This window comes from Aeromonas sp. Y311-2, assembly GCF_027706025.1.
Lineage (GTDB): Bacteria > Pseudomonadota > Gammaproteobacteria > Enterobacterales > Aeromonadaceae > Aeromonas > Aeromonas veronii.
The window spans coordinates 1-11,983 of sequence record NZ_JAPDCL010000003.1 but is presented as its reverse complement, the minus strand read 5'-3'; the positions used below and the strand labels follow the sequence as shown (position 1 = coordinate 11,983).

Genomic DNA, 11,983 nt, shown 5'->3' with positions numbered 1-11,983 from the left:
ATAATGAAAAAACCACCCGTTATGCGGGTGGTTTTTATATAGATATTTCATGCCTATTAATTTTGATGTATAAGGTTTTTTATTGCTCATTTATTAATTTTTTTAGTATCCGCTTAGGGTTGAATACTAGAGGGCCTATTTTATATTCCACTAATGATATTGCACCATCGAATAAATTCAATCTGTCATTTTGTAAACTTTCCAATAAAGATATTTTTTCTTTCGCTGATTGTAATTGTTCTTGTAATTTACCATTAGAGATATTTTGAAGCTCTATGATAGAACTCTTAATATCACATTGTTGAGTAAAAAACATTACTTGTTGCTGTAGAGATTGAATAAATATTTTTGATTCAATGTCATTTTTTATTTGGTTTACTGGAATGTGATCTGAATAAGGAAGTGATAGGTATAAATACAAGGCTTTTTCTATATTTTCTTTAAATGCACTTTCATCTTTTTTAGTAATGGTTAGAAAAGTGTATCCTTCTTTGTTTTCAGTCGATACGTCAGCATTAATTCCAATATGTTTCAGTAGTTCGCCGAACCATAAAACATATTGGGAACAGATTACTTCATAGCCGATTGGGAATTTGAAAATTTTAACTATCAATTCTGATTTTACGTTCATTAATAGTTCTTTTTCTAACTCTATTAGTTTTAATCTTGCTACATGTGAAAAACGTTCAATCTCATCAATAACATTACCATTTTCAATAACGTCCTTAACTTCAAAAATTAATCCATAGCCATCATCGTCAATTAAGTCGACACTTTCACAAAAACCAGTGAGCTTTGACTCATAGTGTTGCGATATATATGCTGGTGGGACAAGTTCAGACCAATCCTTGTAATTGAAAACCAAGGAGTATTCTACTTCTATGTGATTTTTCTTTTTGTTTAACACAACCATTTCTAAATATTTAAATGACTGTGATTTATAGTTGTCAGAGATCATCAAACGATCAGGGAACGAATCTACAGTTATATCTGATAATTTGTTTATGACATATCCTTGATCTCTTGGCTCCCAAATATAACTGTATTCATTGGTTTCTTTTTTGCTGATGGATGTGAGTAAATTGCCATCTAGGTAGATCTGCAAGGTATCATCAATATGTTCAAAAGTGATGCTCAACTTTGAATCTCCAATAATAAGTTTAATACTGTATTAGTTAGGGAAGGTGCGAATAAGTCACCAAGTACAAAAATACGCCTTTGTAAGCATTTGAATTAAATCGACTAAAATTTTCAGTTTTGTTGTGGAGGGTACTTGTTCTCACCCTCCTTAGTATAATCTTTCTTTTGGGTTAGATTGAAGCCCATTTTTATATATCAGGCCGTAGGTTCGAATAGCGAAGCGTATTCGGACGATCGCGGATAGGAGGTCGCCGAGAGGCCGCTGATGTTCAGGGTTTCCTGCTTCTCTTGCTATCAGGATATTCGCGGTAAACGGACGATTACGCTGCGCTAATCGACCCTACATGATGTGGCATATTGTTACCTCCCCCTCATCCCCAGCCCTTCTCCCGCAAGGGGAGAAGGGAGCAAAACGGTTCAGCTGACTGTGCTTTACGTACGAGGTTCGGGTGGGGATGGGAGTTTGGAATTGGCACGGGCCATCCCCTCTCCCTCGGGAGAGGGCTAGGGTGAGGGGCCGCTATCTGTGTTGCAGGTTCGAATAGCGCAGCGTATTCGGACGTTCGCGAACAGGGGGTCGTTGCCGATTTTTCCGTACTTTCCCCTGACTTCCCCCAGACTTCACCTTCTCTTCACACAGCCTCATTTTCCCCTCACAAATCCCCCGTATCTTCTGCCCACTGCTTAAAAGGCCCGGCTTGCCACAGGGGTGGCGAGGGGGCGGTTGGTTCGAGGGAGCAAGATGATGAAAGGTTGGATAAAGTGCACATTGGCCGGAGCCGTGGTGCTGATGGCGAGTTTCTGGGGTGGCAGCGTGCGGGCGGCGGGGATCTCCCTTAAGCAGGTGAGCGGCCCTGTTTACGTGGTTGAAGATAACTACTACGTAAAGGAAAACTCCATGGTCTATTTCGGGGCCAAGGGGGTGACGGTGGTGGGGGCGACCTGGACGCCGGATACCGCCCGCGAGCTGCACAAGCTGATCAAACGGGTCAGCAGCAAGCCGGTGCTAGAGGTGATCAACACCAACTACCACACCGACCGGGCGGGTGGTAACGCCTACTGGAAGTCCATCGGTGCCAAGGTGGTGGCGACGCGCCAGACCCGGGATCTGATGAAGAGCGACTGGGCCGAGATTGTCGCCTTTACCCGCAAGGGGCTGCCGGAGTATCCGGATCTGCCGCTGGTGCTGCCTAACGTGGTGCATGATGGCGACTTCACGCTGCAAGAGGGCAAGGTGCGCGCCTTCTTCGCGGGCCCGGCCCACACGCCGGACGGCATCTTTGTCTACTTCCCCGACGAGCAGGTGCTCTATGGCAACTGCATCCTCAAGGAGAAGCTGGGCAACCTGAGCTTTGCCAATGTGAAGGCCTATCCGCAGACCATCGAGCGACTGAAAGCGATGAAGTTGCCGATCAAGACGGTGATTGGCGGTCACGACTCGCCGCTGCACGGCCCCGAGCTGATTGATCACTACGAGGAGCTGATCAAGGCGGTGCCGCAGTCATAAGGGTTGTGCGACAGACTGGCAGCAAGCCGTGCCATCGCTGCAATCAGCAGCCATAACGGCACACCACAAAACGCCCGCTTTCAGGAAATAAGCGGGGGTTTTGCTGTTGCGGCTTTTTTGGTGGCTGTGAGTGCGTGGCATTAACGCTGTTCAAGGGAGGGAGGCTTTCATAAGATGGCCCTCTCTCTTTTCCCTGAAAGTTATCCATTTTCGTTATGCAATACGCCTCTCTCGCGCGCCTCAAGCAGGCCTTTATCACCGGGATGTGGGCCTCACTGGTCAGCATCGTTATCGGCTTCGCCTTCAAGGTGTGGCTGGCGCAGTGGGTCGCCAAGGGGGAGCTGGCGCTGTTCAACAGCGTGGTAGATTTGATCTCCCTCTCTTTTATCCTGATGACAGGTTTTCGCTCCTCCATGGTGGTGAGCTACTCCCAGACCAAAAACGATCGGGACATCATCAATATCTTTCGCTACTTCCTCATCGGCATCGTGCTGCTCACCTGGGGGGCGGTGATCCCCTATATCAAGCACGGGCTCCATATCCGGGTGGAGTATCTGCAACTGGTGGGGGTCATCTTCGGGCTGGGGCTCAAGGTCTACTTCACCAATCTGGTGGCCATGTACCGGATGTATGCGCTCTCCAACCGGGTCACCTGGCTGGAGCCGCTGGCCAACGGTCTGCTGTTTATGGCCTGCTACTTTGGGCTCGGGATGGATGCGCTCCCTTCGCTCTTCTACGGGCTGACCTTCTCGTCGCTCGCTATCGCCGGTTATATGTATGTTTCGCGCCGCCGGGCCATCGCCACCAGGCCGCTCGCCAAGGTGGCGCTCGGCCCCGAGATGGTGAGCTATGTGAAGAAGAGCTTTACCGCCTCGCTGGAGGCGGGGGCCAGCATCCTGATGATTTACATCACTGTGCTGCTCACCATCCGCCACTTCAGCATCGACGAGCTGGGGGATTTTCAGGTGGTGGTGCGTCCCATCTTCACCTATATGACCACCCTGTTTGTCTTCCCCATCTACCGCTTTGTGCTGCCTGAGCTGGCGGTCAATCTGCGCAACGGCGATCACCGCCAGATAAGGCTTATTCGCCGCTGGATCTTCCGCCTCTTCGCCATCGTCAGTCTGGCGTTCTTTGGTTTGATGCTGCTGGCGGGCAAGCCGCTGGTGCTGTTGTTCTTCCCCGCCGACTACGTGGGGGCGGTGCCGGTGCTGTTCCACTTCTCCATCTTCTTTATCTTTATGATGCTCAACGGCTATCAGCTCGCCTATATCAAGGCTCACGGCCACTTTACCCAGAGCCTGCTGATCCGGCTGGCGGGCATAGTGGCACTGGTTGCCGCCTACTATCTGGTGGCTAAATTCACTGCCAATGTGGTGGCGATTATCGTGGCGCTGGGGCTCGGCTATATGGTGATGTTTATTCTCTCGACCCTGGCGGAGCGGCAAATTTTGCGATCCCTGCCACTGGTGCTGGCGACCCGCTAGGGGGCTACTCGCCAAGAGCAGGCTCCTGTCAGATAACAAAAAACGCCCGTGCGGGCGTTTTTTTATTGGCGGCGCAGGGCAGGCTTAACGCTTGCCCTTGCCACCCTTGTTGCCAGCGAGGGCCTGCTTTCTGGCGCGCTGCTTCTGGGCCGCCTTGCTGTTGCGGCGCGGCTCGGGCTCGAAGCGGGTGAGATCCGGCTCAAAGCCCGGGAACCACTGCTGGGGCAAGCGAGTGTCGAGCACAGCTTCCACCTTCTCAAGCAGGGGCGCATCTTCCGGGCTGAACAGGGTAATGGCGAGCCCCTTGTTGCCGGCACGGCCGGTGCGCCCGATACGGTGGACGTAATCCTCGGCCACAAAGGGGAACTCGAGGTTAATCACATAGTTGAGATCCGTGATATCGAGGCCGCGAGCCGCCACGTCGGTGGCGACCAGCGCCTGCAGGGTACCGGCGCGAAACTCCAGCAGCACTTTTTCACGCGCGCTCTGCGACAGATCGCCGTGGAAGGCCAGCGCATTGATGCCCGCCTTGCCAAGCTGCTGGGCCAGTTTGTCCGCCCCCTGACGGGTGCGGCTGAAGATAAGCGCCGGTGCCCACCCTTTCACTTTCAGCATGTGTTCGACCAGCGTCAGCTTGCGATCGCTATCCACCGTGTAGACCCGCTGCTCCACCTCGGCCGCCGTGGTGTTGCGCGGCGCTACTTCAATCAACTCGGGGTCGCGTAGCAGCACCTTGCTCAAGGAAAACAGGTTGTCGTCGCAGGTGGCGGAGAAGAGCAGGGTCTGGCGATCCACCGGGAGCTGTTTTAGCAGCGCCTTGATCTCGTCCATAAAGCCCATGTCGAGCATGCGATCCGCCTCGTCAAACACCAGATGGCGCAGGCTATCCAGGCTCAATGCCCCCTGACGCAGATGGTCGAGCAGGCGGCCCGGGGTGGCGATCAGGATATCCACCCCGGCTTGAAGCGCCTCGACCTGAGCCGCGATACTCACCCCGCCGTAGACCAGCGTGCTGGTGAGACCGGTGCCCTGGCCGTAGCGCGCCACGCTCTCGGCGACCTGCACCGCCAGCTCGCGGGTCGGCACCAGCACCAGCGCGCGGAGCGGGCGGGGCTCTGCTTGTGGCTGTTGTAGCAACTGCTCCAGCAGCGGTAGCACAAAGGCTGCGGTCTTGCCGGTGCCGGTCTGGGCCCCCGCCATCAGATCCCGCCCTGCCAGAATGACCGGGATGGCGCGAGCCTGAATGGGGGTCGGTGCGGCATAGCCCAGTTCGGTCAGGGTCTGCTGCAAGCGGGAGGAGAGGGCCAGTTCGGCAAAGGAGGCTGTGGACATAGGGGCACCAGTCGGGGTTATCGCGGCCTGCGGCCACGATGCAATGAGTGATCGTGGCCGCGATGGTAACAGAAGCTGGGGGAGCGGCAGAAGGCGGCTATGCCTCTGCGTCGTCCGGCAACGGGCGGATCAGCCGGATCTTTTTGCCCTCGTAGCAGGCGATGTTGTGTTTGCCGTGCTGTTTGACGTGGTAGAGCAGCTCGTCGGCCAGATGCACCGCCTCGGTGACGGTGAGGTAGTCGCGAATGCGGATCACCCCGGCGGAGAAGGTGATGGGGGTGGGCAGCTCGGGGATCCCCAATGGCCGATCCAGCAGGCGACCAGCGGAGTGGATCATCATCTCGTCATCCTCCATCCCCTTGAACAGCACGATAAACTCCTCGCCGCCCCAACGGATGGCGCTGTCCACCTTGCGGATATTGCTTCTGAGATGGCGGGCAAAGGCGACCAGGGCCAGATCCCCGACGCTATGGCCATAGGTGTCGTTGATCGACTTGAAGTTGTCGATATCGAGGATCATCAGGTAGTCGTGCTCATGGAGCAGACTCTGGCAGAGCACATCTCTGCGTGGCAGCCGGGTCAGGTGGTCGGTGTGCGCCAGGGTGCGCAGCCGCAGGTAGATCTGCTTCCAGGCCACCATGCCCAGCAACAGCACGATGAGATAGACCTTGAAGGCCGCACTTTGCAGGGCCAGCTTGACGAAATCGAACCAGCTGTAGGACCACTTCAGATAGAGATCATCCCCCGCCTTGGTGCGCATAAAGGGTTTGCTCAGGCAGAGATGCCTCGGGCGGCAGGGCTCGGCGGCTTCAAACGATATGTTGGTGCGGGTCGGGTTGATGGTGTCGAAGGGGTGCAGCACATCGTTAAATGCTTCATCGACGGCGATATCGATACCGAGCAGCCCGTATTTGTAACCGCCGCGCCCCGACTGATGAATGAAGGGGAAGTACATCACTATGGTGTTGCGCATGCTGAAGCTGTCGATCTCGATATCGGAGACAAAGGCTTCATCGGCGCTGCACAAGGGGCGTCCGGGCGCAAAGCTGGCGCAACCGAAGTAGTGATACCAGGCGGGCAGTGTCATCAGATCCACCTTGATCGGCGCCAGTCTGGTGGGCAGCACATTGTTGTCGGCCACCATGCCGATCAGCCGGTAGTCATTCCAGATGGTGTAGATGTTGATCACCTCCGGGTAGGAGAGGGCATAGCGGAAGGTGTTGAGGATATTGGCTGCCGGGTATTGCAGCGGAATATCGGCAAAGCGGTATTTGCTTTTGAGGTCATACCCGTAGAGATAGTCGCTGCCGACGCTATTTGGGGGCGGTGGCTGATCGAGCAGATGGTGTTGTGCCAGATAGCTGGTGATGTTCTCCACCTTGAGGATCTTGGCTCGCTGGTAGAAGACCTCGAACACGTTCTTCTGTCTGGCGGTGATGAGATCCATGTCGTGCTGGATAGTGAGATAGGTGTAGTAGAAGACAGTGCCCAGCCCGGTCAGGGCGAGCAGGGCCAATCCGGCCACTTTGACGATAAACTGGCGAGCACACGCCGATGGCCAGCGCAAGGCTGGGAGGTTACCTGAAAATAAGGTCATAGGTGTCTGGTTAGAGTACCGATAGGGGCGCGGGCGCCATACGGGCAAAGTATACGCGAAGGAAATCCCGACAGGATCCACCGACAAACCTTGCCAGAAGCTGAAGCCCTCACCACTTATTTATCCCTACTCCACGATCAGCACGCTCTCGCTGGCCAGATGGTGCAGCCACTCCCTGACGATCAGCAGCACGGCGGCAAAGTGCTCGTCGCGTGGCAGCAAGCTGGCGGCGAGGGGATCCCCTTCCGCCATCGCGGCCAGCTGGCCAAAGGCTTGCTCCACCAGATCCCGGTCGAGCTGGTTGTCCCCCAGCGCTTCGGCCAGTGATGGCTGGCTGCGCAGGGTCAGCTGCAAGCCGGGCGGGATCTGCGGGGCAATGCGCATCAGCTCATCTTCCACCACCATGATGGCCCGCTCCAGTTCGAGCGGGGTGGGTGGCGCATTGCGAAACGGTCCGGGCTGGATGGCGTGGGTGCCAAAGGCCAGCGGGTATTGTGACGGGGCCGCATCTGGCTGGCTCAGCCAGAGCTGGCTGCTCTGTTCACCAATCTCCAGCAGCAGGGTCATCATCTCCGGTACGGGTTGTGTCATGGTGCTGAGCTCCTGTATTGTAAACGTTTTCCTGTTCTGCTTTTGATACCCCCGCCGCCGACGTTTGGCGAGCACAATTTCTGCGAGTCGTTCCTCACTTTGTTGCAAACCCCTTGCAAAAAAATCCATTGGTGGCAGTCTGGATGTCTAAATGGCTGTCGCCGTTTCGTTATCCTCAGATGATTCAGGAGTTCAGATATGGATATTCGTACCGCTCCCCGCGCCATTGCGCTCGCCCTCATGCTGGCAAGCTGCATCGCCGCTGCCAACGAAGCGCTGGTGATCCAGACCGATTTCGGCCTCAAAGATGGCGCCGTGTCGGCCATGAAGGGGGTTGCCTTCGGGGTGGATCGTACCCTGCCGCTCTATGACCTGACCCACGAGATCCCGGCTTACAACATCTGGGAAGCTTCCTACCGCCTCTACCAGACCCTGCAGTATTGGCCCAAGGGCACTGTGTTTGTCAGCGTGGTGGATCCCGGTGTCGGCACCGAGCGCAAGTCAGTGGTGCTCAAGACCAGGAGCGGCCACTACATCGTGACTCCGGACAACGGCACGTTGACCCTGGTGGCCGAGCACTTCGGCATCGAGGCGGTGCGCCAGATCGATGAGAAGCTCAACCGCCTCAAGGGCTCCGAGAAGTCCTACACCTTCCATGGCCGCGATGTGTACGCCTATACCGGCGCACGGCTCGCCTCCGGCGCCATCAGCTACGAGCAGGTCGGCCCGCTGCTGCCCGCCGAAGTGGTGAAGATCCCCTATCAGCCTGCGGTCGCCGAGAAGGATGGCACCCTCAAGGGCACCATCCCGATCCTCGATGTGCAGTACGGCAACGTCTGGACCAATATCGACGATGCTCTGCTGACCAAGGCGGGGATCAACAAGGGGGATAACGCCTGCATCAAGATCCGCGAAGGGGATGTGGTCAAATATGACGGCAAGGCGCCGTACGTCAGCAGCTTCGGCGATGTGCCGGAAGGTCAGCCGCTGGTCTACCTCAACAGCCTGCTGCAGGTGTCGGTGGCGCTGAACATGGACAGCTTCGCCGCCAAGCATCAGGTGCAATCCGGTGCCAACTGGCATATCAGCCTGAAGAAGTGCTCCTGACCCGCACATATATAAGTAGAGATAGAAACAGCAACGGGCGCCTCGGCGCCCGTTTTGTTCTCTGGTAATAAAGAAAGGGATCAGAACTCGTTGGAGAGCGCCTTGTACCCTTTGACCAGATCGATATTGGTGTGGGCCACGTCTTCGGAGAACTCGGCGGCATCGACCGAAACCCGCGGGATATGGGTCAGATCGCTCTGCTGGTTGATGCGGGTGGTGGAGGGGACGTAGAACTCCGGCGGCAGATCGCAGCCATCGATCACCGAGTTGTGACGCACCACGGCACCGTCGCCGATATGGCAGTTGAACAGCACGCTGTTGAAGCCGATAAAGACCCGGTTCCCCACTTCGCACGGCCCGTGGACTATGCTGCGGTGGGCGATGGAGGTGTACTCGCCTATGGTGACGGCGGCGCCGGATTTGGAGTGGATCACCACGCCATCCTGAATATTGGAGTTGGCGCCGATGACGATGGGTTCCATCTCGCCGTTGGCATCCACTTCGTCGGCGCGGATCACCGCATAGGGGCCGACAAAGACATTCTCTTTGATGATCACCTTGCCGCAGATGATGGCGGTCTTGTCGATATAGGCGGATTCGTCGATGACAGGCAGATGGCCGGAGGGATTCTTGCGGATCATGTTACATCCTGTGGTTGCCAAGAGGGATTATCTGGTGGTGGACGAGGAGCCTACCGGTCGGTCAGCTTACCCCTGCTCGCCCTCTGGTGAAACCCCTGACTGGTCTGACCCTTGTCGTATGCCGTTTCGGCATGGCTGTTTCCCGCCGCCAGAATATGGGAGCATGGCTGTCATCCCGAGTCGCGTTAGGTGGACATATAAAGATGAAGAAGATGATTGCCCTGTTGGCGGGTGGTTTGTTGCTCTCCTCGGCCGTGCAGGCCAAAGGGGAGGCGGGGGAGTTTGACTATTACGCCATGGCGCTCTCCTGGTCGCCCGAGCATTGCGCCGTCAAACCGGCGGATCGGGACCAATGTTCCCGCAAGCTGGGGTTTGTGCTGCACGGTCTTTGGCCCCAGTACGATCGCGGTTACCCCAGCAACTGCACCCGCGAACGGCTCAATCCCGATATGGAGAGCGAGTTTGCCGACCTCTACCCCAGCCGTTTCCTCTATCGCCATGAGTGGGAGAAGCACGGTACCTGCTCCGGCTTGAGCCAGCAGGACTTCCATCAGCTGGCGAGCGATTTGCGCCAGAAGGTGAAGATCCCGGCGGCTTATCAATCCCCGGAAGAGCCGCTGCGCAAAACCAGTTTCCAGCTCAAGGCCGATTTGGCGAGCGCCAACGAGTGGCTAGCCCCCGACAACATCACGGTGGCTTGCGCCGATGGTGGCCGCTTCCTGCGGGAGATCTATATCTGCGTCAATAAAGAGGGGACGGATGCGGTCACCTGCTCCGCCGAGATGCAAAAGCGTGAGCGCCGCTCCTGTGGTCAGCCGGATTTCCTGCTGCGCAGCGTGCGTTAAGCCTCCACTCTCTTCATCGGGCCCCTCGCGGGCCTGATGTGTAACCACGGTTATCGGAAAGGAGTCTGACAGATGGATGGCAACAACCGGTTTGGCCCGACAGAGCGGGCCCTGCTGCTCGGGGTGAAAGGGGTAGGGCCGACCGTTGTCAGGCGGCTCGAACAGCTGTGCTACCATACCTTGGCCGGATTGGCAGAGGCCGACACCGACACCACCCATATCGTCCAGCTGGTGGCCAGCATGCTGGGCTCGACCTGTTGGCAGAACAGCCCGCAGGCGCGCAGTGCCATCGACGGCGCCATTGCGCTGGCCCGCGCACATCTGGCGGCGGATGCGACAAACGGGGTGAATGGATGAGCCTCTTTACCGAACTGGGGATGCGTTATCCCATTATTCAGGCGCCGATGGCCGGTGTGCAGGGCAGCGAGCTGGCGCTGGCCGTGACCCGAGCGGGCGGCTTGGGCTCCTTACCCAAAGTGGCCTTGGGCCATTTAACATCAACTTCTTCTGCCATCTGCAACGGGAACCGGATCCCGTTGCACTGGCCCGCTGGCAGCAGCGCCTTGTTCCCTACTACGCCGAGTTCGGCATACTTCCCCCAACCGTTACGACGGCGCTAAGTCGTGCCCCTTTCAATGAGGAACATGCCGCCATGGTGGCTGAGTTCAGACCGGCGGTGGTCAGCTTCCACTTCGGCCTGCCCGCTCCCGAGCTGCTTGCCCGGGTGAAGGCTGCGGGGGCCAAGGTCTTGGCCAGCGCCGCCACGGTGGCGGAGGCCGTATGGCTCGCTCACCACGGTGCCGATGCCATCATCGCCCAGGGATTGGAGGCGGGTGGTCATCGCGGTCATTTCCTCTCTGATGATCTCGCTTTGCAGCAGAGCACCTTGACCCTGCTGGCGCAGATCCTCGCGGTGACCGATCTGCCGGTGATCGCAGCTGGCGGTATCGTCGATGGCAATGGGATCGCCAACGCGCTGACGCTGGGGGCGAGTGCCGTGCAGATGGGCACCGCCTTTCTCTGCTGCCATGAAGCGACCACCTCGGCGCTGCATCGAGCCTCCCTTCACTCACCCCAAGGCCTGCAGACGGCACTGACCAATCTGTTCAGTGGCCACCCGGCGCGGGGTATCGTCAACCGTCTGATGCGTGAGCTGGGCCCGCTCTCGGATCTTGCCCCTCACTTCCCCTATGCCAGTGGCGCACTGGCACCGCTGCGTGCTGCCGCCGAGAAGGCGGGGGACAGTGGCTTCTCTCCGCTCTGGGCTGGGCAGGATGTATCGGGCTGCCGGGATCTTCCCGCTGGCGAGCTGATAGCGTGCTGGGTCAAAGAGGCTGGATTGGGATAAGTGCTTCTATATATGCCTCATACGCCTTCTTATATAGAAGATGTCGAGGGCGCTGCGCGTTAGACGCGACAGTGCGGCAATGGTGGATGAGTGCCAGGCCAGTACCCTTGTAAGGCATTTATCCGGTGTAAAACGTCCTCACTTCACCCCTGGTTGTGGATAAGTCTGTATAAATGCTGTGTGTTGATATGAATAACTAAGAAATTGCACTTTTTTGCAATTTTATTGCGGTAAAGCCTTGCCAATGTGAGCTGGATCTCTATAATGCGCCACATCGACAGGGCAAGCGGCAACGCAGAAAGCCAAGTCGATAACCTCGAAAAGCCTTTGAAAATAAGGCTTGACTCGAGAAGGCGGTTGAGTAGAATTCCACTCCCGCAGCAACACA

Annotated in this window: 10 protein-coding genes and 1 pseudogene; 6 read left to right on the top strand and 5 right to left on the bottom strand. The window is 56.6% G+C overall.

The genetic code is table 11. From position 1 onward, the window contains the following. Positions 1-79: 79 nt before the first annotated feature. On the bottom strand, positions 80-1,138 hold the full coding sequence (locus tag OKC42_RS03745; RefSeq protein ID WP_270819067.1) for a hypothetical protein: 1,059 nt from the start codon (positions 1,136-1,138) through the stop codon (positions 80-82). A gap of 744 nt (positions 1,139-1,882) precedes the next feature. On the opposite strand from OKC42_RS03745, the gene cphA reads away from it, so the two are divergent. Both cphA and OKC42_RS03735 read left to right on the top strand, forming a co-directional pair. After that, complete coding sequence (cphA, locus tag OKC42_RS03740; RefSeq protein WP_270819066.1) at positions 1,883-2,647, top strand: CphA family subclass B2 metallo-beta-lactamase; 765 nt, start codon at positions 1,883-1,885, stop codon at positions 2,645-2,647. Between the two features lie 215 nt (positions 2,648-2,862). Beyond that, on the top strand, positions 2,863-4,134 hold the full coding sequence (locus OKC42_RS03735; RefSeq protein ID WP_270819065.1) for a hypothetical protein: 1,272 nt from the start codon (positions 2,863-2,865) through the stop codon (positions 4,132-4,134). 84 nt (positions 4,135-4,218) lie between these two features. On the opposite strand, the gene OKC42_RS03730 is transcribed toward OKC42_RS03735, so the two are convergent. The 3 genes from OKC42_RS03730 to OKC42_RS03720 form a co-directional block, all read right to left on the bottom strand. Continuing rightward, entirely contained in the window at positions 4,219-5,466 is a 1,248-nt protein-coding gene (locus tag OKC42_RS03730) for a DEAD/DEAH box helicase (RefSeq protein ID WP_021229495.1), read from the bottom strand. 97 nt (positions 5,467-5,563) lie between these two features. Continuing rightward, a complete protein-coding gene (locus OKC42_RS03725; protein WP_270819064.1) occupies positions 5,564-7,063 on the bottom strand; it encodes a GGDEF domain-containing protein in 1,500 nt (499 codons plus the stop codon). Positions 7,064-7,189: 126 nt separating this feature from the next. After that, positions 7,190-7,654, bottom strand: a complete 465-nt coding sequence (locus OKC42_RS03720; RefSeq protein ID WP_270819063.1) for a hypothetical protein — start codon at positions 7,652-7,654, stop codon at positions 7,190-7,192. A 198-nt stretch (positions 7,655-7,852) separates the two neighbouring features. Between OKC42_RS03720 and OKC42_RS03715 the strand changes: the two genes are divergently transcribed. After that, complete coding sequence (locus OKC42_RS03715) at positions 7,853-8,761, top strand: SAM hydrolase/SAM-dependent halogenase family protein (protein WP_270819062.1); 909 nt, start codon at positions 7,853-7,855, stop codon at positions 8,759-8,761. A gap of 80 nt (positions 8,762-8,841) precedes the next feature. On the opposite strand, the gene OKC42_RS03710 is transcribed toward OKC42_RS03715, so the two are convergent. Continuing rightward, positions 8,842-9,402, bottom strand: a complete 561-nt coding sequence (locus tag OKC42_RS03710; RefSeq protein ID WP_005343397.1) for a gamma carbonic anhydrase family protein — start codon at positions 9,400-9,402, stop codon at positions 8,842-8,844. A 203-nt stretch (positions 9,403-9,605) separates the two neighbouring features. Here OKC42_RS03710 and OKC42_RS03705 point away from each other — a divergent pair, with 203 nt between their 5' ends. The 3 genes and pseudogenes from OKC42_RS03705 to OKC42_RS03695 all read left to right on the top strand — a co-directional run bounded on the left by OKC42_RS03705 (position 9,606) and on the right by OKC42_RS03695 (position 11,595). Then, on the top strand, positions 9,606-10,247 hold the full coding sequence (locus tag OKC42_RS03705) for a ribonuclease T2 family protein (protein WP_139401114.1): 642 nt from the start codon (positions 9,606-9,608) through the stop codon (positions 10,245-10,247). Positions 10,248-10,319: 72 nt separating this feature from the next. After that, the gene (locus tag OKC42_RS03700; protein ID WP_270819061.1) at positions 10,320-10,604 is read left to right on the top strand and encodes a helix-hairpin-helix domain-containing protein; all 285 of its coding nucleotides are present in this window, start codon (positions 10,320-10,322) and stop codon (positions 10,602-10,604) included. After that, a pseudogene (locus OKC42_RS03695) lies at positions 10,601-11,595 on the top strand (NAD(P)H-dependent flavin oxidoreductase). The gene OKC42_RS03700 and the pseudogene OKC42_RS03695 overlap by 4 nt, the downstream one beginning before the upstream one ends. The last annotated feature ends 388 nt before the right edge of the window (positions 11,596-11,983 follow it).